Below are 19390 nucleotides of genomic sequence, written 5' to 3'. Positions count from 1 at the left end.
GTGACAAGATAAAATCTTGGTCGACCATGAAAATAAATAGGCATGCAGTAATTTTTCGAGGAAATACGGATTTCGAAACAACAAATACGAAGAAAGGTCGCGCCGTTTCCAGCGCGACCCTGGTGTTTCTTGTAGATACTCTGCCAGATCTTACTGCTGGAAGAGGGTAAGAATGTTCTGCGAAGAGGAATTTGCGATCGAGAGCGACTGGATGGCGAGCTGCTGCTGGGTCTGCAGGGCAGACAGTTTTGCAGATTCTTCTTCCATGTCGGCGTCGACGAGGCGGGAAACACCCGATTCGATGGCGTCCGAGAGCTTGGCGGCGAAGTCGTCCTGCAGTTCGATGCGCGTAATCATGGCACCGAGAGCAGCGCCCGCGATCGTCATTTCCGCCAATGCCGATTCGACCTGGTCGAGGTAGGCACTGATGTCACCGGTTGTCGAAGCGCTGGTGAGCGAGATAGCCATGACCGAGCCCAGGATACCGCCGGAGCCGATGCCGGTCGCGATCGTCGCGAAGAGAGCATAGGAACCCACGGCGTATTCGGCGGTCGTGACCTTGACGGTGCCGTCGTTGTTGCGGATGAAGCCGTCGACGACGACGGTGTTGGAGGCGGTGCTGTCGGCAACCATCCAGTTTTCGCCGGAGAAGGAAGCAGCCTGGGCGATTGCGGTCAGCTGCTCCTGCAGCTTGTCGATTTCGAGCTGGATCTGGTCCTTGTCAGTCGAGGCTTCGGTCGCGGTTACCAGCTTGGCCTTGATTTCATCGACAACGTCGATGGCGCTTTCCATGGCGGCGTAAGCGGTGTCAACCTTGGCGGCGCCAACACCGAGGGCGTCCGAAGCAGCGTTCAGAGCCTTGTTGTCGGAGTTCATCGTCGTCGAGATCGACCAATAGGCAACGTTGTCGGAAGCTTCGGCAACACGGTAGCCCGAGGAAACGCGATCCTGCGTCTCAGCAAGGGAGCTGTTGATCGTGCGCAGCGTCTGGAGAGCCGACATGGCGGAAGTGTTGGTCAGGATACTGGTCATCTGAGATCGCCCCTTTGGCAATGAATTGAGGAAGGGACATTCCGGCGTGGACCGGCAACGGCGTTCAGCTTCATGCCTGCCGATCCATTCACTTTTCCGGACCGGCTCGCTGTTTCGATGGGGTTAGAAAACAGCATCGTGGTTAACAATAGGTAAATGCAGGTGCGAGAAAATTAACAAAAATAAACGGGAAGCTAACGCCGACCGGAAACGAGCATTCTTTGTTAACCAATTGGAAAAATGGAATAATTTAGCAAACTCCGCGAACGAAAAAAGGCCGCGCGTAAGCGCGGCCTTCCCGATGAGAGTAAGATAAATCTTACTGGAAGAGGGTGAGAATGTTCTGCGAAGAGGAGTTCGCGATCGAAAGCGACTGGATGGCGAGCTGCTGCTGGGTCTGCAGGGCAGACAGTTTTGCAGATTCTTCTTCCATGTCGGCGTCGACGAGGCGGGAAACACCCGATTCGATGGCGTCCGAGAGCTTGGCGGCGAAGTCGTCCTGCAGGTCGATACGGGTCGACAGAGCACCGAGGGCAGCGCCAGCGATCGTCATCGATGCCAGAGCGGTTTCAACCTGGTCGAGGTAGCCGCTGATGTCACCGGCGGTCGAAGCGCTGGTGAGTGCGATGCCCATGACCGAGCCCAGGATACCGCCGGAGCCGACGCCGCTGGAGATCGTCGAGAACAGGGCGTAGGAAGCAACGGTGTATTCGGCGGTCGTGACCTTGACGGTGCCATCGCTGTTGCGGACGAAACCGTCGACAACGGTGGTGTTGGAAGCGGCGGTATCGGCAACCATCCAGTTTTCGCCGGAGAAGGAAGCAGCCTGAGCGATCGAGGAAAGCTGGTCCTGCAGCTTGTCGATTTCGAGCTGGATCTGGTCCTTGTCGGTCGAGGTTTCCGTTGCGGTTACCAGCTTGGCCTTGATTTCGTTGACGACGTCGATGGCGCTTTCCATCGCGGCGTAAGCGGTGTCAACCTTGGCGGCGCCAACACCGAGGGCGTCCGAAGCTGCGTTCAGAGCCTTGTTGTCGGAGTTCATCGTCGTCGAGATCGACCAATAGGCAACGTTGTCGGAAGCTTCGCCAACACGATAACCCGAGGAAACGCGATCCTGCGTCTCAGCAAGGGAGCTGTTGATCGTGCGCAACGTCTGAAGTGCAGACATAGCGGAAGTATTGGTCAGGATACTGGTCATCTAGGATCGCCCCTTTGGCAATAAATATGGAAGGGACATTCGGGTTTTACCCGGAAACAACAGTCAGCCTCATGCTTGCCGAGTGTTTTATAGTTAACGTCGGCCCGCTGTTTCGATGACCTGATTAGACACGATTAAGGTTAACGACTTCCAAATGGCAAAAGAAAAATGCGAGATATTTGCCGGAGGCGTTTACAACTCCCACGAAGAGATCCTCAAAGCCTGAAAAACCTGGATTTCAAGAGAGGCCACGGCCCTGTTCGGGGAAGCCGGAATGCCGCCTTTCGCTGCGACAAAAAAATAAATTATTCCGATCACCCGAACCGGAGCGCCCCGCCAAAGCGCATCGCGCTCTTCCAGTCTCGCGCCCTGCGTTTCCGGTCGATGATTTATCGCATGTCGTGATTACAAAACCGGCGCCCCTTTGCGCGACATGCAACCGGCCTCGCCTCCCCGGCGCAAAAAAAGAAAACCGCGCCCGAAGGCGCGGTTCCCGAATTCTCTTTCCTGCTATCCAGTCTTACTGGAACAGGGCCAGAATGTTCTGCGAAGAGGAGTTCGCGATCGAGAGCGACTGGATGGCGAGCTGCTGCTGGGTCTGCAGGGCAGACAGCTTTGCAGATTCTTCTTCCATGTCGGCGTCGACGAGGCGGGAAACACCCGAGTCGATGGCGTCAGAGAGCTTCGAAGCGAAGTCGTCCTGCAGGTCGATACGGGTCGACAGAGCACCGAGAGCAGCAGCGCCCTTGGTCATTTCGGCCAGAGCCGATTCGACCTGGTCGAGGTAGGCGTTGACGTCACCGGTGGTCGAAGCGCTCGTGAGCGAGATAGCCATGACCGAGCCCAGCAGACCGCCGGAGCCGACGCCGCCCGAGATCGTCGAGAAGATCGCGTAGGAAGCAACGGTGTATTCAGCCGTCGTGATCTTGACCGTGCCGTCGTTGTTGCGGACGAAGCCGTCGACAACGGTGGTGTTGGAAGCGGCGCTGTCGGCAACAACCCAGTTTTCGCCGTTGAAGGAAGCGGCCTGACCGATAGCGGAGAGCTGTTCCTGCAGCTTGCCGATTTCGAGCTGGATCTGGTCCTTGTCGGCCGAGCTTTCGCTTGCGGTTACGAGCTTGGCCTTGATTTCGTTGACGACGTCGATGGCGCTGTCCATGGCAGCGTAAGCGGTGTCGACCTTGGCGGCGCCAACACCGAGGGCGTCCGAAGCAGCGTTCAGAGCCTTGTTGTCGGAACGCATGGTGGTCGCGATCGACCAGTAAGCTGCGCCGTCAGAAGCGGAACCAACCTTGTAACCGGTCGAGACGCGGTCCTGCGTCTTGGACAGGCTGTTGTTGATGTCACGCAGCGTGGAGAGAGCGGCGGTAGCGTTCTTGTTAAAGTTGATGCTAGACATGAAGTGTCCCCTTAAGACTCAAAACAAACAACGAGGACATGCCGGGTTGAGAAATTTCCGGCCGTGACGGACCGACATCATGCCACTCGGTTCCATTTTTCTCTCAAGGACACCAAACCCGTCACACGAGCGAAATTCGCAGCCAACCCTTGCCAACTTCTTAATTTCAGCGATTCGCCGGGGCCGAGAGTTTCCCGTTGGTTAACAGACCGCAAAAGCAGGTTCAGGGCGGGTTAATAACCTGCATCGCCGGGCGAAATCGCAGCGCATCGACACCGGTTTCAAGCAAGCTTCGGCAAATAGGTTGCCTCGAAAGGCGTCCCGTAGCGGCCAGGCGTTCATCGCCAGCGCAAGCGGAACCGGCGACGGACATTACGACGGAGCGAACGTTGAACGAAATAACCTATGCGGCAGCGTCCAAGCAGTATCGGACCGGGCACTACACGGCATCCCTGTCAACGCTCAATCGCCTCCTCGACGTTCAGAGAGACGCAAGAACTTATACGCTGCTTGCCAAGACACTGCTGCAGCTCGGCCTCAAGCAGGAAGCCGCGAACTCGTACAAGCTTGCCGCGGAACAGGGCGGCCAGCACGCCGAGGAGAACATCAGCGAAGCGATCAAGCTGTATTTCGCCTGCGGCGAAAAGGACCGCGCGCTTGCGCTTGCCAACAGCATCCTGAGCCGGGTGCGACGCCAGCCAGACCTCGCTTATATCGTCAGCTCCCTTCTCCTCGAGCGGCAACAGGCCAGGCTGGCGCGTGTCTTCAAGGACCTGCTGATCAAAAGCGACGTTCTGGAGCACATGCAGCTCGGCGCGCGCATTTCCCTCAATACCTGGGATGTGTTCGATCCATCCGATATCGAGACGGCCCGTGTCCTGCTCAGCCGGCTGCCGCGCAACCAGTCGATCCGCCTGATGTATCTCACCTTCTGCCGCGAACACAGCAAGTTCGATTCGGTGGAACGGCACCAGCCGCTGATCGACGCGGCGATTGCCGAAGGCGACACCTCCTTCATCCAGAACGACGGTACGTTCTTCAACCTGCACTGGACCGGCGACGAACACCTGAACCAGCTGGCGCGAAGCAATACGCCCTTCTTCAGCCCGGAAATCACCAAGTTGCGCCGGCAGGTGCCGCATAGCTGGTCAAGCAAGATCCGCATCGGCTACGTTTCGTCCGACCTTTTCGACAAGCACGCCACGATGAAGCTCATCCGGCGCGTGCTGGAACTGCATGATCGCGACCGGTTCGAGGTCACGCTGTTCTGCCATACCGACCCCGAGATGCTGAAGCTGAACGAGGCCGACCGCAGCCTCTGGGGCGATGTCGTCACGATCCGCGACATGGACGATGCGGAAGCGATTGCCGAAATCCGCAAACGCGGCATCGATATTCTTGTCGATCTCAAGGGACATACGGTCGGCAACCGCACCGCTCTCTTCAACAGGGCGGCGGCGCCCATCCAGGTCGCCTGGCTCGGCTTTCCCGGATCGACGGTCAATGTCGACCTGGATTACGCCATCGGCGACAAGTTCGTCCTGCCCGACAGTTCCAAACCGCACTACTACGAAAAGTTCTGCCGCCTGCCGGAAACCTACCAGCCCAACGACCCGGTCAATCGTCCGCTTGCCAAGCAGACGAGCAAGAAGGACGTCGGCTTGCCGGAAGATGCCTTCGTCTTCGCGTCGTTCAACGCGAACCGCAAGATCACGCCGCCGATGATCGAAATGTGGGCAACGATCCTGAAGAAGGTTCCGAACAGCGTCATCTGGATCCTCAGGAACAACAAGGAAAGCCAGACGAACATCACCAGCAAGCTGCTCTCCTGCGGGATCGCCGCAAAGCGCATTTTCTTCATGCAGAAGCTGGATTTCGAGCTGCACCTTAACCGTATCACTGCCGCGGATGTCGGCCTCGACACCTTCCCCGTCAACGGCCACACGACGACTTCCGAACAGCTGTGGGCAGGTCTGCCGGTGCTCACCATCAAGGGCACCAACTTCGCCTCACGGGTGAGCGAAAGCCTTCTGCATGCGATCGGCCTGCCCGAGCTCATCGCGGAAGACAACGACGATTACATGCGCAAGGCCATAGAACTCGCCGAGCAGCCGGAACGGCTCAAGGCGTATCGTCAACGGCTGGAAGATAACCGGCTGAGCAGCCCGCTTTTCGATGCCGAACGTTTATGCCGGCACCTGGAGACGGCCTATCAGATGATGGTCGACAGGGCGAAGCAGGGCCTGGAACCGGATCATCTGGACGTGCCGTGCCTGCCTCCCCGCGACGGTGCCTTCATGGTCAAGTAAGACCGAGATATTCAAGAATAGCGTCCGTGGCATGAAGCCACATCCGTTGTGCTGACAAGGCATGCCGAACCGCGCCTTCATTCAGGCCCGGGCATCACCCTGGAATGACAACGGAGCCGACTTGTCGATTTGCAACGACAATTCGATGATGCGCGCCGCATGGAGGCCCGCATCCAAAGCCGGCACGCTAAATGGGAGCAGCTTGTCGAGAAACGAGAGCAGCCCGGTGTCCGCTCAGGACACTCCGCCCGCCAATCGTTCCTGACATCTGACGTACCTGCGTCGACCTACTGACCCAACCAGCATCTGCTGGGTATACATCCGAGCGTCCAAGGCATGGCAAAACAAAGCGATCGATCTTCCTCATCCGTTACGGCCGAATACGGCAGCCGCACGGCTTGGGCGGCATTGCCGATCGTCTCAGCCCTGCACAAGCCTCGAAAGACAACCTGATTTTTCAATAACCTATAAGGCCGCGGTGGAATTCCTTATCCAGATTTCACCGCCAGTCGAACCACAAGACGGGTAAATTAGATAAAATGAAGATATGCCCTTTCTCGATCGAGCGCGAAGAAATCCTCGCCCGTGCGATTGGCCCGCTGGCAGCCGAGTTGAGACTCATCGACGCGGCGGACTTCATATCCATGCTGCGTTTTGAACATCATGGCAGCATCGCCGATCTCGTTGAGTCGGCGGCCGAGCTCTATTTCCATCCCGGCACGATCCGCTTTGGCGCCGGCGGCGACTATGCGCTCGACTGGGACAGCCTGCCCTCCGTCACCCTCGATCTGGAAATCATGCCCCGCGGCGTGACGATCTATGCCCGGCTCATGCTGGGAAGGGACAAGGCCGCGATCTCGATCGACTACATCAACTTCCAGAGTGCCTCCAGCGATCCCGATGTCAACACGGCGTTCCTGGCAAGCAGCCTAGGCGAAGCCCGGTTGATGGCGGCACGTTCAGCCGGCGCCGGAGCCGCCTGAAAAGCCTTCCCGAGACCCGAACACGATGGCCCTGCCGGCACACCCGGCAGGGCCATATTTCATGAAGGCAGAGCGGGAGAGCAAAGCCGATGGGCAAGCGCCACCACGCTGCTTCGGAAAACGCCATGGGCCCACTGCTTCATCGCCCTCCGGCATATCCCAAGAGGGATAAAACCGGCAGGACGGAGCATAGCGAACCACGCGGTTGCCGCGACGTACTGCAAGGTCGGGTGGACGATCTAACCGTCACGCAAACGCTGGAGCCTGTCGCGTGAAAAGCATGCAGCGGTTTTGCGACGACGACATGCGACGGCACAAGGGCATAAGGCGTTCGGAGCGAACCCAAAAGATCGCGACAGTCCTTAGTACCCGAGCGCGGCGACCGATGGGTCGAGCGCGGGGACCTGCAGAAGCGTCCCTTGCGTTTTCAGGAGAACGATCGGACGAGAGAGCCGACCAGCAGGTTCCAGCCGTCGATCAGTACGAAGAACAGGATCTTGAACGGCAAGGAGATGGACGTCGGAGGCAGCATCATCATGCCCATGGCCATGGTGATGGTGGCAACCACCATATCGATGACGAGAAAGGGCAGGACGATCAGAAAGCCGATCTCGAAGCCGCGCCGGATCTCCGACAGCATGAAGGCCGGAATCAGCACGCGATAATCGGCCCTGCCGTCGGTGACGGTCTGCTGTCCCCGTTCGTTTGCGATGTCCACGAAGAGGGCGAGATCCTTCGGACGCGTGTTGGTCATCATGAAGGAGCGGAACGGTTCGGCGATCCTCTGTACGGCGTCCGCTTCCGTGATCTGGTTCTGCAGCATGGGCTGGATGCCGTCCTGCCAGGACCGCTCGAACGTCGGCGCCATGACATAGAATGTCATGAACAGCGCCATGCTCGTCAGGATCATGTTGGAGGGCGTCGTCGCAAGGCCCATGCCCGACCGCAGGATCGAGAAGGCGATGATGAAGCGCGGAAAGCTCGTCACCATAATGAGGATGCCAGGCGCGATCGAGAGGACCGTGAGCAGCCCGAAGGTCCGGATGATCCAGGCCGCAGCCGACCCATCCACCGGAACGTTGAGAAGATCCGGAAGCTGCTGCGGCAACTGCTGGGCGTTCGCCAGTTCCGGGAACAGGCCTGCCGCAGCGAGAAGGATTAATAGACGTATCATTCGATCACGAACGTTCTGAACAGAACCTTTGATATCCGGCCCTGGGAACGCTGGTCAACGATTTCCGATACGTCATCCCGAAGATATTGAAAGCCGCGCGGCCCCTGTACCTGCTGAAGAGATACGGTTCTCAGATAGGCCAGGACGTCCTGATGGATTTCCTCCGCCAGGGCAGCGTCCGGAGCTCCGTTGAACAGAAGCGCAAGCTCGATCCTGATCCAGTTTTCCGAGGGATAAGCGAGATTCGTAACGATCGGGTCAAGCCGTACGAGTTGCGGCTGGCTGTCGGCGATATTGGGGATCTCCCCCTTCTCCCCGCCGGCCTCGTGACCGCCTGCCGCCTCCTGCCCTCCGCCGACATCGGCTTCGGCCTGCCCCGCCGGGGGCGCCTGTTCAGGGATAAGCGTCGTGCCGACGAGCCAGCCGCCGCCGAGGCCGACCACGGACAGCGCGGCGACACCGGCAATCGTCACGATCAGGGTGGATTTCTTCTTGCCGGCTGGTTCCGCATCGGTGGTCAAGAGAACCATGTCACCATATGTCCTTCAGGAGAGGTTGGTTACTGTCAGATCGGGGCGAAAAGGTCTACGACCTGCTGGCCGACCGGCGGCTGCTGCACCTCGGTTATGCGGCCACGGCCGCCATAGGAGATACGGGCCTCGGCGATCTTGTCATAGGAAATCGTGTTGTCGGAATCGACATCCTGCGGCCTGACGATACCGGCGACATTGAGAATGCGGATTTCGTGGTTGACGCGAACTTCCTGGGAACCGCTGATAATCAGGTTGCCGTTTTCGAGGACGCCGGTCACGACGGCCGCAACGAGAAGCGTGAGCTTTTCGGAACGGCTGATCGAACCCTTGCCGTCCGATTTGCTGGTCGTGTCGAAGCCCATGGTCGAATCCGTCTCCGGCTTCCAGCCGAAGATCGTGGCGCTTGCCTGCCAGTTCGTCGTCCGTTCGTTGGTGCGCTCCCGGTCGGTTTCGTTGTCGAAGCTCGCCTTGTCGTTGATCTGGATGTTCACGGTCATGATGTCGCCGACATTCAGCGCGCGCGCATCCTTGAACAGCGCGGCCTGGCTGTCGCTCCACAGCGAATAGCCGCTCGCATTCTTGTGCGGCTGCTTCGGATACATCGCCATCTGCGGCGTCTGGCCATAACGCAAGCCGCTGCCAATCGGGCTCATGGAAGGTGCGTTGCCGATTTCCTTGAGCGTCTGGTTCTCGGTCAGGCTCTTGCAGCCGGACAGAAGCGCGACGGTCAACATGAGGGCGGGAAACGCTTTATTCATGACGGATCTTTCGAGGTGTTTGGATCCGCGGCACTGGACATGATGGAAGCCACGATGGCGGCCTTCGTCGATTCCATTTCGCTAAGGATCTGACCCGACTGGCGGGCGGGGAGTTTCATGATGATCGCGGCGGCCAGCACGGCATCCATTTCCTGAAGCTGCGGGGCCGCAGCATCCGGCTTCATGGTCTTGTAGATGTCCACGAGACCTGCCTCGGCCTGCTTCAGGAAGTCGTTACGGCGTTTCAGCCAGTCCTCATACTCAGCCTTGCGCGCTTCCATGATGGAAATGCGCTGGTCGATATCCGCCTGCAATTTTTCGAGTTCCTCCTTCTGCAGGAGGTAGCGACGGTCGCGCGCGGGATCGGCAATATTGGTGCAGTATTGCCGGATTTCGTCTTCCGTGGTCGGCGGGGCATCCGTGCGGACCGCCTCCTGGGCGCTTGCGGCCGGCAGCATGCCGATCAGGCAGAGGGCGGCGAAAACCGAACGGGACAGACCCGCACCCCGACCAGTCCTGAGAGAGGAAACGCGCGTTTTCGTCATTGCAGCACGAGCTCCGCTTGCAGGGCGCCACTCGACTTGATGCCCTGAAGAATGGCGATGACGCCGTCGGGCTTCACGCCGATATTGTTCAGCCCGGCGACCAGGGTGCGAAGATCCGGCCCGTCGAGAATGGCAACCGGTCCGCCGGTCTTTTCCGCAGTAATGTCGGTCTGGTCCTGAATGGCGGTCTGCCCGCGCGAGAAGGGCTCCGGCTGGATCACCTGCGGCGTCTCCGTAACCTGCACCGTCAGGGTTCCATAGCTGACCGCAACCTTGGAGATGCGCACATCGGCGCCGATGACGATGGTGCCCGTCCGCTCGTTGATGACGACCTTCGCCGGCGTGTCCGTCTCGACGACCAGATTTTCAATATCCGCCATCAGGCGCGTCAGATCCGCGGCCGGCGGCTTTTGGACGACAACGGCCTGCGCATCGCGCGCTTCGGCTATCCGCCGGCCATGGCTGCGGGAGGCGTAATTATTGATGACGTCGGCGATGCGGATGGCCGTCGAGAAGTCCGGATTGCGAAGTTGCAGCACCAGATTGATCGAATCCTTGAACTGCGACGGCAGTTCCCGCTCGATGATGGCACCGCCCGGCACACGGCCGGCTGTGGTGACGCCTTCGGTGATCTGGGCGGCCTGGCCCTGGGCGGTAAAGCCCGAGACGACGACCGACCCTTGCGCCACGGCATAGATCTGGCCATCGGCGCCGGTGAGCGAAGTCATGACCAGTGTGCCGCCCCGAAGGGAGGTGGCGTCGCCAAGCGAGCTTACGGTGACATCCATCCGGCTGCCCGGGCTTGCGAAGGGAGGCAGGTTTGCGGTCACCATGACGGCAGCGGTGTTCTTGGCACTGGACTGGCCGCCCTGCGTGGAAATCCCGAGGTTCTGCAGCATCGCGCGCATGGACTGCTCGGTAAACGGCGACGAACGCAGGCTATCGCCGGTGCCTTGCAGACCGACCACGAGACCGTAGCCGATCAACTGGTTGTCCCGACCGGCCTGGAGCGACGCTATATCCTTGACGCGGGCATTCGGCGCCGCTGCGGCGCCAAAAGCGCTCGCAACCACCAAAACCAATGCTGCCATCGCCACGGAAAGGGAGTGAATGGTCATTTCTGCATAACCTCGACTGTTCCATCGGCGAGCACCGTGCCGCTCACGATCACCCCGGTGTCGAGGTTCCTCATGCGAACAACGTCGCCGACCATGCCGTCCTGCAGGGGCGTGCCGGCGGCAGAGATCACCATGCCGCCGATCTTTACCGTCATGCGCAGGGTCGAGCCACGCTGCACGGCATAGGGATCGCGGAGGCTGCTCACGGGAATGGTGCGGCCCGGAACGAGAGTGCGCTTGCTGACCTTGCCGATGACCTCCGAAACGTCGGTGGCGTAGCCGCCGGCAATGTTCGGATTGGTCACCTCGACTTCGGAAAGCTGCCCGCCGCTGATAATCTCTCCGGGAAAGATCGTCGCGGTGGGAACAACAGCATATCGGGGCTGGGCAAGCGCCGCTTGCGGCACCATGCCGGCGAGCAGCAGGGCGGAGACCGCTCCACCGCGCACCAAGTTCACTGCATAGTTCCGGGAAAACTTCATGCTTGCCCTGCCTCGTTAAGACTACTTCAGATTCTGGCTGACGATGGTCGCCATTTCGTCCGCAGTGGTGATGACCTTGGAGTTCATTTCGTAAGCGCGCTGCGCCGAAATCAGATCAGTGATTTCCTTGACGGCGTCGACGTTCGAGCTTTCGAGGTAACCCTGCTTGACGTAACCGAAGCCGACGTCCTGCGCGACGCCGACGACCGCATCGCCGGATGCCTCGGTCTGCTGGAACAGATTGTCGCCAAGCGGCTTCAGACCGGCTTCGTTGACGAAATTGGAAAGCTGGAGCTGACCGAGTTCCGTCATGTTTTCTTCCGAACCGACCCGAACCGAAACGATGCCGTCTTCACTGATGGTGATTTCGGTCGCATCTTCGGGGATGGTGATGTTCGGCATGACGCCATAACCGTCAATGGTTACAAGACGGCCGTTCGCATCCTTGTTGAAGGCGCCGGCGCGGGTGTAAAGCGTCGAACCGTCGCCACCTTCCACCATGAAGAAACCCTTGCCGACGATGGCGACATCGAGATCGTTGCCCGTCGAGGAGATTTCACCCTGGGTATGGAGCTTGCGGACAGCAGACGTCTGAACGCCGAGACCGATATTGGCGCCTTCCGGAACCACGGACTGGTTGGCCCGGTTGGCGACACCCTGGGCGCGCTCCGTCTGATAAAGCAGGTCGGTAAACTCCGCACGACCGCGCTTGAAGCTGGTGGTGTTGATGTTTGCGATGTTGTTGGCGATGACTTCGAGATTGGTCTGCTGGGCATCCATACCCGTGGCAGCGATGGCAAGTGCTCTCATGGTCGCGATCCCTCAGTCCGTTAAATCTGCATCTTGGTGATTTCGAGATAGGCAGAGACCACCTTGTCGCGCAGGGCAACCGCGGTCTTGAGCGTGCGGTCGGCTTCCATGACGGCGTCGACGACTTCGCGCGTGCTTGCCGTACCCTTGATGCCTGCGAAAGACGCGGCTTCGCCGCCCTTCACCGCGTCGATCGCATCGGTGACAGCACCACCGAGCACGCTTGCGAAGGTCGGACCGAGAGCCGCACTCGCAGCGGCGGAGACGACGGTTCCCGCCTGGGAGAGAATGCTGTTCTCGGTCGTCTGCACGCCGAGCGCGCCAGCACTCTTTGTCAGCGAATTGATGCTGGAAACGGAATCAATCATCATTAGCCTTTCAATAGGTCGATCGTTGCCGAGATGAGATCTCGCGTCTGACGAATGGTCTGCAGATTGGCCTCGTAGCTGCGGTTAGCTTCGCGCAGGTCGGCCATCTCAATCAGCATGTTGACGTTCGGAAGCTTCACCATGCCGCGTTCGTCGGCGGCGGGATGATCCGGATCGTATTCCTCGACGAAATCGGAATGATCGACGCCGAGCTTCTTCACGTGCACGAGCGTGGTTCCGCTCGCACGGTCCAGCTCCGAATCAAAAGTGATGATCTTGCGCCGGTAAGCATCCGCTCCCGGCGTATCTCCCGTGGTGCGGGAGTTGGCGATATTTTCCGATACGATGCGCAGACGGGTGGACTGGGCCTCAAGGCCGCTGCCTGCGATCTTCAAGGAGGCTGACAAGGGATCCATTTTACTTACCTACCGCAGTCAACATCATGTTGTTCATGGCACGCACGAGCTGGGTGTTAAGCTCGAACTGACGCCTGACCTCGCCCATCTTGGCGACTTCTCCCGACAGGGCGACGGTGTTGCCGGACTCTTGCGTTCCGATCTCGTTGTTCACTTCCGGTTCGTCGACCTCGACCCTGCCGCCGCCGATGATGCTCGCCTCCATGTGGCCCGGCTGAGTGCGGGCCATCGGCATGGCGCCGCCTGCCGACTTCAACTCGGCATCGAACGGCGTGACATCCTTCGCGCGGAACTTCGGCGTGTTGGCGTTGGCGATGTTCGTGGCGACCACTTCCTGTCTGACAGACAGCCATTCGGCCTGCCGGGACGCCAAGTCGAACAACTGAATCGGCTCCATGGCTATTCTCCGTATTTCTCTCATGCCATGAGTAGAGCGACAATCTTGCGCGGGACTTACGGAAAAACCCGCTTGGGGATCATTCGCGGCACATGCCGCCGAAAGCGTCCGAAAAGATCTCCGCGCTCGGCGAAACGAGAAATCAATCAGAAAAAATAATTTATTTTCAAATATTTAATTGATTTTCAGCCCGATTTCGGTTTTGCGGCGCCGACCTTTCGCGCACGCCTTCGTCGGATGGCCGGCGGGTTTCTCCGGCAACCGAGGAATGCCGACAATAGAATATAAAGAGCGTTCGCATTCTTCTCGACGTTACGCCGAAATGAAACCGCCACAACCGCCGTCGATCGCTCGGCAACATACAGGTTCGCACAAGCAACGGCTTCTAGTTTCCGGCAATACATTACGGAGACTATCCCCCAAACGGGCGGACGCAGGATACAAGGTCATCAGGAGAGAAATATGCAGTCGGGCATCTACGTTGGCATTTCCTCACAGATCGCTCTCGAACGCCGACTGACAACGATCGCAGACAACATCGCGAACATGAACACGGCCGGCTTCCGCGCCACCGAGGTAAAGTTCGACGAGGTATTGTCCAAAACCGGCAACGATATCAATGCCAAGATCGCCTTCGTTTCGCAGGGCAACGACTACCTGTCGACACGCGCCGGCGAGGTACAGCAATCCGGCAATCCTCTGGATTTCGCGGTGAAGGGCGACGCCTGGTTCGCAATCGACACGCCTGCCGGGCAGGTGCTGACGCGCGACGGGCGGTTTTCCATGACCGAGACCGGCGACTTGGTTTCGACCCAGGGCTATCCGGTTCTCGACGCCGGCGGCGCACCGATCCAGCTCAATGCCAATGGCGGCCCGCCGACGGTCGGCCTTGACGGCCGCATCACCCAAGACGGCAGGATCGTCGGTTCCATCGGCGTCTTCAGCGCCGATCTCACCAAGGGTTTCCTGCGCTTCGAGAACAGCGGCGTGATCGCGACCGACACGCCCCAGCCCGTGACCGATTCGAGCGAGGTCGGCGTCATGCAGGGCTTCGTGGAAAGCTCAAACGTCAACGCGCTTTCGGAAATGACCCAGCTCATCCAGGTCAATCGCGCATTCGAGGGCATCTCGTCGCTTCTTTCGAGCAGCGAAAACACCTTCACCTCCGCCATCAAGACCCTCGGCGGCAGCCAGTAACCGCCAAGGGTCATGATAATGGAACAGCCCGGCGCAAAGACCGTGAGCATGCCCCGGCTGGATGGCCTGGCGGACATCGCGAGGCACTACAGCCGGCCCGAGAACAGCATCTTCCGAGGAGGCCGTGTCCGCACAATCGCGGCCGGCCACTATACCGTCAGCGGTCTTTCGCAACATGTCCGGCTCGGGGAGTTCGTGGCGCATCAGAGCGCGACGGGCGTCCATATGGGCGAGGTCGTGCGCGTCGAGCCCGACCTGATCTATGTCTGCCCCATCGAGCCGGGCGAACCGATCGGTGTCGGCGACATGGTGCTGCGCCAGGGCGAATTCCGCCTGGCTCCGGATGCAAGCTGGTGCGGCAGAACCATCAGTTCGCTCTGCCGACCGATCGACGGCAAAGGTCCGCTTGCGCAGGGTTCGGTCGAGCGGTCCATTACCAGCCTTCCTCCGCCGTCGATGACGCGCAGCCGCGTCGACAAACCCTTCCGCACCGGGGTCAAGGCAATCGACATCTTCACGCCGCTGTGCTTCGGGCAGCGTCTCGGCATCTTTGCGGGCTCGGGCGTCGGCAAGTCGACGCTCCTGTCGATGCTCGCCAAGGCGGACGCCTTCGACAAGGTGGTGATTACGCTCGTCGGCGAACGCGGGCGCGAGGTGCGGGAATTCATCGAGGATACGCTCGGCGACAACATGGCCAAATCGGTCGTGGTCGTGACAACCAGCGACGAAAGCCCGATGCTGCGCAAGATGGCTCCGCTGGTCGGCATGACGATTGCTGAGCATTTCCGCGACCAGGGCGATAACGTGCTCTTCATCGCCGACAGCGTCACCCGATTCGCCCACGCGATCCGCGAGGTGGCGATCGCGGCCGGCGAGCCGCCGGTGGCCCGCGGTTATCCCGCTTCGGTCTTCACAGAAATGCCGCGGCTGCTCGAGCGCGCGGGGCCCGGTCTCGAAGGTTCCGGCACGATCACAGCGATCATTTCAATCCTCGTCGACGGCGACAATCACAACGATCCGATCGCCGATTCGACACGCGGCATTCTCGACGGTCACATCGTGCTCGATCGCGCACTCGCGGACGAAGGGCGATATCCGCCGATCAATCCGCTGTCGTCGATCTCCCGTCTTTCGCGCAAGGCCTGGACATCCGACCAGGAAAAGCTGGTATCTCGACTGAAGTCGCTGATCCATTCCTACGAGGAAACAAAGGATCTGCGATTGATCGGCGGCTACAGGCCCGGCACCGATCCTGACCTGGACATGGCGGTCAAACAGGTTCCGGTCGTCTACGAGGTCATCAAACAATCGCCCGGCGACCGCCCGGTGATCGATGCCTATACCGAACTGGCCAACGCATTGAGGGCATCGCTCTCCGGCGGCAATCCGGCCGTCGCCAACGCGAAGCGAGGCGCCTGATGAAGAAAATCGGCAAGAACAAACACCCGGTGTCCCATGAACCCGGGGCCGAGGAGAACCGAACCACGGCATTCGACCGCTGGCTTACCGGCGGCATCATGGCGATTGCGGCCGCGGCAGCCGCCTTTCCCTGGTATGTTTTCTTCAATCAGGACAAGTTCGGGGTCAGCGTTGCCGGCTGGGAATCCCTTCGTGACCTGCCGCAGGGGCGAGGACGGGGTGGCGTCGCAATTGGCGATCCCAGCGAAGAACGCCTGAACGCGGAAAACAGATCCGACCTGCCGGCCGGCGTGAATGTCGATCCCCTGACCACGGCGACCGTATCGAGGCTCGGCCCCGAAGGTGCCGGAGACGGGGACAGCCGCGAAACACAGCCCTTTCCCGGCGGCAGCGACCTCCGGCTCCTGCACGTGGCCAATGGCCGCGCTCTCATCGAAGACAAGACAGGCATATTCATCGTGCAGATCGGCTCGATCCTGCCGGACAATTCCCGGCTTGCGGCTTTTCGCCAACGTGAGGGGAAATGGGAGATCGTCACCTCCACCGGCGCGGTCTACAGCGAATGACGAACCGATGGGTCTTCGGCGGCAATCAAGGGCAGGCGGGTCCCATCCCGCCTGCCTTCTTCGTTTCAACGGGTCAAAATCGATCCGCCCTTCAAGGCATGATCGACGGAACCTTCCGAAGCTCCCCTTGGAAACGAACGAGGTTCAGCCTCACGCAAGGCAAGCCGCTTATCGGTTCTACTGAAAAGCAACGTTCAGATGCGGGCACGAAATGAATATTATCATAGGACTTGTGATTACCTTCGGCTGCGTCCTCGGCGGATTCATGGCCATGGGCGGGCATGTCGATGTTCTCGTGCAGCCTTTCGAACTCATGATTATCGGCGGCGCCGGTCTTGGTGGTTTCATCATGGCCAACCCGATGAAGGTCGTCAAAGACTCGGGCAAGGCGACCGGCGAGGCATTCAAATACGCCGTTCCGAAGGAACGCGACTATCTCGACGTTCTCGGCGTTCTCTATTCGCTCATGCGTGACCTTCGAACGAAGTCCCGCAACGAAATCGAAGCCCATATCGACAACCCCGATGAATCGACGATCTTCCAGGCCGCGCCGTCGGTGCTGAAGAACAAGGAACTGACGGCCTTCATCTGCGACTACGTCCGTCTCATTATCATCGGCAATGCCCGGTCTCACGAGATCGAGGCGCTGATGGACGAAGAAATCGACACCGTTCTGCACGACAAGATGAAGCCCTACCATTCGATCGTCGCCATGGGCGACAGCTTCCCGGCGATCGGTATCGTCGCGGCGGTTCTCGGCGTCATCAAGGCCATGGGCAAGATCAACGAATCGCCGGAAGTGCTGGGCGGCCTGATCGGCGCCGCACTGGTCGGCACCATGCTCGGCATCATCCTCTCCTACTCGATCTGCAACCCGATCTCGGCCCAGATCAAGATCGTGCGGACCAAGCAGCACCGCCTCTACATCATCGTCAAGCAGACGCTGCTTGCCTACATGAACGGCTCCGTTCCGCAGGTGGCCCTCGAATACGGCCGCAAGACGATTTCCTCCTACGAACGGCCGTCCATCGACGCGGTCGAGCAGGAGATGATGAACCCCGGCGGTGAGAACAAGGCGGCATGACGATGGCTGAGGCAAAGACCAGGACCGTTCCGGCAATGGACCATGCGCTGCTCTCGAGGCTCACCGGTGCGCTGGGGGACAAGAAGACGGTGGAGAAGCTCTGCACCGATTTCGGACATCTCTACACCGAATTCCTGCCGGACATCTTTCACAGCGAAACGGGCCTCGAGATCGAAGTCTATTTCAAGGGCCACGAATCGGGGCTGATGAACGACCTCATCGCCGATCTCGGCGATAATGTTGTGCTGGCCGACGCCTCGCTGCGCAACTGGTGCCCCGGTTTCGTCCTGGGCTGCGGCAATTCCTTCATCATCACGTTGATGGAAAACCTCCTCGGGGCGCTCCCCGAAACCATCGAAGAGCCGATTCACCGGCCTTTGTCGCGCATCGAACTCGACCTTTCCTCGATGGTCTTCGATAAGTTCGCCAACGTGCTGCGCTCCGGCGTTAACGCACCCGGAGGTTTCGAGCCGCTCATCGAAAAGCCGCACAATGCCGAAGACCGCACCAAGCCCGAGGACGATCTCGTCGACCAATTCGCGGTGACTATCAAAATGGGCATCGATCTCGGTCCGGTCTCTTCCGAGTTCTACCTTGTCGTTCCGCAGAAGGCCCTGCTGAAAACCGTGGTGACGGTGCCGAAATCCAAGGGGCAGCTCGCTCGCAACCGCAAGGAATGGGCCGATCAGCTCGCCGAACAGGTCCGTCGCTCACAGGTGACGCTGGAGGCGCGTATCCGCCTCCAGACACTTACGCTCGGCACCATTTCCAAGCTCGCCGTCGGCGACGTCATCGCCTTCCAGGACAAGGGCGATGTCATGGTCGAGGTCAATGCCAACGGCAAGGAAATGTATCGCTGTGAATTCGGTCGCGCCGGTGAAAAATACACGGTCCGGGTCAAGGACAACATCAGCAGCGAAGACGAAATTCTCAGGCATTTGATGGGTTAAGACATTTAGAACTGACCTTTTTCAAAAGGCAGGTTGAGGCAAGTTTCAACGGGAATAATGAATCCATGGCTACCAAGAAGACACCTTTGACCGAAGACGACGCGCTCGCGATGCCGACGCCGGACGCCGATTTCGACCAGGCGGTCGACGATCTGCGCGGTGTGCTGAAGAGCGATGCGGAAGGCACCCTGCCCGATATCGGCAGCGATTTCGGGTCGGATCTCGGTTCAGACTTTTCCATGGGCGAGACGAAGTCCGATCCGCTTTCCGGCTTCGACGCCGATTTCGGCGGCGGAGTTTCCGATTTCGGTGGTTCGAGCTTCGGCGGCAGCGATCTCGGCAGCCCGTCCTTCGGGTCCTCCTCCCCCGCCATGCAGGAGCCCGGCAGCGCACTGACGGCCAATCTTGATCTCATCATGGACATTCCGATCGATGTCCAGATCGTGCTCGGCTCGAGCCGCATGCAGGTTTCCGGCTTGATGAACCTTGAGGAAGGCGCCATCATCGCGCTGGACAAGAAGATCGGGGAACCGGTCGAGATCATGGTCAACGGCCGCCGTATCGCCCGCGGCGAGATCACCGTCCTTGAAAACGACGATACGCGTTTCGGCGTCAAACTGATCGAAGTGATGAGCACCAAGATGTCCTGACC

The 19390-nt window shown here is 59.6% G+C and carries 21 protein-coding genes; 8 read left to right on the top strand and 13 right to left on the bottom strand.

Translation table 11 applies throughout. The features are described 5' to 3' along the window. Nucleotides 1-150: 150 nt before the first annotated feature. The 3 genes from ACLBKR_RS01465 to ACLBKR_RS01455 form a co-directional block, all read right to left on the bottom strand. Nucleotides 151-1032, bottom strand: a complete 882-nt coding sequence (locus tag ACLBKR_RS01465; protein WP_112831186.1) for a flagellin — start codon at nucleotides 1030-1032, stop codon at nucleotides 151-153. 319 nt (nucleotides 1033-1351) lie between these two features. After that, on the bottom strand, nucleotides 1352-2230 hold the full coding sequence (locus ACLBKR_RS01460; protein WP_112831187.1) for a flagellin: 879 nt from the start codon (nucleotides 2228-2230) through the stop codon (nucleotides 1352-1354). A 520-nt stretch (nucleotides 2231-2750) separates the two neighbouring features. Continuing rightward, nucleotides 2751-3629, bottom strand: a complete 879-nt coding sequence (locus ACLBKR_RS01455; protein WP_113437159.1) for a flagellin — start codon at nucleotides 3627-3629, stop codon at nucleotides 2751-2753. 389 nt (nucleotides 3630-4018) lie between these two features. Between ACLBKR_RS01455 and ACLBKR_RS01450 the strand changes: the two genes are divergently transcribed. Then, nucleotides 4019-5938, top strand: a complete 1920-nt coding sequence (locus tag ACLBKR_RS01450) for a glycosyl transferase (protein WP_113438818.1) — start codon at nucleotides 4019-4021, stop codon at nucleotides 5936-5938. Between the two features lie 539 nt (nucleotides 5939-6477). Then, on the top strand, nucleotides 6478-6921 hold the full coding sequence (locus tag ACLBKR_RS01445; RefSeq protein WP_112831190.1) for a hypothetical protein: 444 nt from the start codon (nucleotides 6478-6480) through the stop codon (nucleotides 6919-6921). Nucleotides 6922-7348: 427 nt separating this feature from the next. On the opposite strand, the gene fliP is transcribed toward ACLBKR_RS01445, so the two are convergent. Genes fliP through flgB form a run of 10 tightly spaced genes read right to left on the bottom strand, consistent with a single transcriptional unit; the run spans nucleotide 7349 to nucleotide 13522 of the window. Next, nucleotides 7349-8095: a flagellar type III secretion system pore protein FliP gene (fliP, locus tag ACLBKR_RS01440; protein ID WP_112831191.1), complete on the bottom strand. Its 747-nt coding sequence runs from the start codon at nucleotides 8093-8095 to the stop codon at nucleotides 7349-7351. Continuing rightward, nucleotides 8092-8625 (bottom strand): flagellar basal body-associated FliL family protein, encoded by a 534-nt coding sequence (locus ACLBKR_RS01435; RefSeq protein ID WP_112831192.1) that lies wholly within the window; start codon nucleotides 8623-8625, stop codon nucleotides 8092-8094. Before ACLBKR_RS01435 ends, fliP begins: the two co-directional genes overlap by 4 nt. Nucleotides 8626-8660: 35 nt before the next feature. Then, nucleotides 8661-9386, bottom strand: a complete 726-nt coding sequence (flgH, locus tag ACLBKR_RS01430; protein WP_112831193.1) for a flagellar basal body L-ring protein FlgH — start codon at nucleotides 9384-9386, stop codon at nucleotides 8661-8663. After that, nucleotides 9383-9931, bottom strand: a complete 549-nt coding sequence (locus tag ACLBKR_RS01425; RefSeq protein WP_414901853.1) for a MotE family protein — start codon at nucleotides 9929-9931, stop codon at nucleotides 9383-9385. The genes flgH and ACLBKR_RS01425 overlap by 4 nt, the downstream gene beginning before the upstream one ends. Further along, nucleotides 9928-11022: a flagellar basal body P-ring protein FlgI gene (locus ACLBKR_RS01420; protein WP_244713102.1), complete on the bottom strand. Its 1095-nt coding sequence runs from the start codon at nucleotides 11020-11022 to the stop codon at nucleotides 9928-9930. Before ACLBKR_RS01420 ends, ACLBKR_RS01425 begins: the two co-directional genes overlap by 4 nt. A 23-nt stretch (nucleotides 11023-11045) precedes the next feature. Beyond that, nucleotides 11046-11531 (bottom strand): flagellar basal body P-ring formation chaperone FlgA, encoded by a 486-nt coding sequence (gene flgA / locus ACLBKR_RS01415; protein ID WP_112831196.1) that lies wholly within the window; start codon nucleotides 11529-11531, stop codon nucleotides 11046-11048. Between the two features lie 21 nt (nucleotides 11532-11552). Further along, on the bottom strand, nucleotides 11553-12341 hold the full coding sequence (gene flgG, locus ACLBKR_RS01410; RefSeq protein WP_112831197.1) for a flagellar basal-body rod protein FlgG: 789 nt from the start codon (nucleotides 12339-12341) through the stop codon (nucleotides 11553-11555). 20 nt (nucleotides 12342-12361) lie between these two features. Next, nucleotides 12362-12709: a flagellar hook-basal body complex protein FliE gene (locus tag ACLBKR_RS01405; RefSeq protein WP_112831290.1), complete on the bottom strand. Its 348-nt coding sequence runs from the start codon at nucleotides 12707-12709 to the stop codon at nucleotides 12362-12364. A gap of 2 nt (nucleotides 12710-12711) precedes the next feature. Then, nucleotides 12712-13125 carry a flagellar basal body rod protein FlgC gene (gene flgC / locus ACLBKR_RS01400; protein WP_112831198.1) on the bottom strand — a complete coding sequence of 138 codons (414 nt, stop codon included), beginning with the start codon at nucleotides 13123-13125 and terminating at the stop codon, nucleotides 12712-12714. 1 nt (nucleotide 13126) lies between these two features. Then, the gene (flgB, locus tag ACLBKR_RS01395; RefSeq protein WP_112831199.1) at nucleotides 13127-13522 is read right to left on the bottom strand and encodes a flagellar basal body rod protein FlgB; all 396 of its coding nucleotides are present in this window, start codon (nucleotides 13520-13522) and stop codon (nucleotides 13127-13129) included. A 462-nt stretch (nucleotides 13523-13984) separates the two neighbouring features. Here flgB and flgF point away from each other — a divergent pair, with 462 nt between their 5' ends. The 6 genes from flgF to fliN all read left to right on the top strand — a co-directional run bounded on the left by flgF (nucleotide 13985) and on the right by fliN (nucleotide 19388). Then, nucleotides 13985-14719, top strand: coding sequence for a flagellar basal-body rod protein FlgF (gene flgF / locus ACLBKR_RS01390; RefSeq protein WP_113340485.1), 735 nt, complete (start codon nucleotides 13985-13987; stop codon nucleotides 14717-14719). 18 nt (nucleotides 14720-14737) lie between these two features. Beyond that, entirely contained in the window at nucleotides 14738-16138 is a 1401-nt protein-coding gene (gene fliI / locus ACLBKR_RS01385; RefSeq protein WP_162748354.1) for a flagellar protein export ATPase FliI, read from the top strand. After that, a complete protein-coding gene (locus tag ACLBKR_RS01380) occupies nucleotides 16138-16704 on the top strand; it encodes a flagellar protein (RefSeq protein ID WP_112831201.1) in 567 nt (188 codons plus the stop codon). Before fliI ends, ACLBKR_RS01380 begins: the two co-directional genes overlap by 1 nt. A 211-nt stretch (nucleotides 16705-16915) precedes the next feature. Next, nucleotides 16916-17788, top strand: coding sequence for a flagellar motor stator protein MotA (motA, locus tag ACLBKR_RS01375; RefSeq protein WP_113340483.1), 873 nt, complete (start codon nucleotides 16916-16918; stop codon nucleotides 17786-17788). Beyond that, the gene (locus ACLBKR_RS01370) at nucleotides 17785-18738 is read left to right on the top strand and encodes a FliM/FliN family flagellar motor switch protein (protein WP_244713015.1); all 954 of its coding nucleotides are present in this window, start codon (nucleotides 17785-17787) and stop codon (nucleotides 18736-18738) included. Before motA ends, ACLBKR_RS01370 begins: the two co-directional genes overlap by 4 nt. Before the next feature lie 65 nt (nucleotides 18739-18803). Beyond that, nucleotides 18804-19388, top strand: a complete 585-nt coding sequence (gene fliN, locus ACLBKR_RS01365; protein ID WP_113340482.1) for a flagellar motor switch protein FliN — start codon at nucleotides 18804-18806, stop codon at nucleotides 19386-19388. Nucleotides 19389-19390: the final 2 nt, after the last annotated feature.

It is taken from the genome of Paenirhizobium cremeum (assembly GCF_047553425.1).
In the GTDB taxonomy this organism is placed as follows: domain Bacteria; phylum Pseudomonadota; class Alphaproteobacteria; order Rhizobiales; family Rhizobiaceae; genus Allorhizobium; species Allorhizobium cremeum.
Note: the sequence above shows the minus strand (reverse complement) of the source record. Positions and strands in the feature narration are given on the sequence as shown.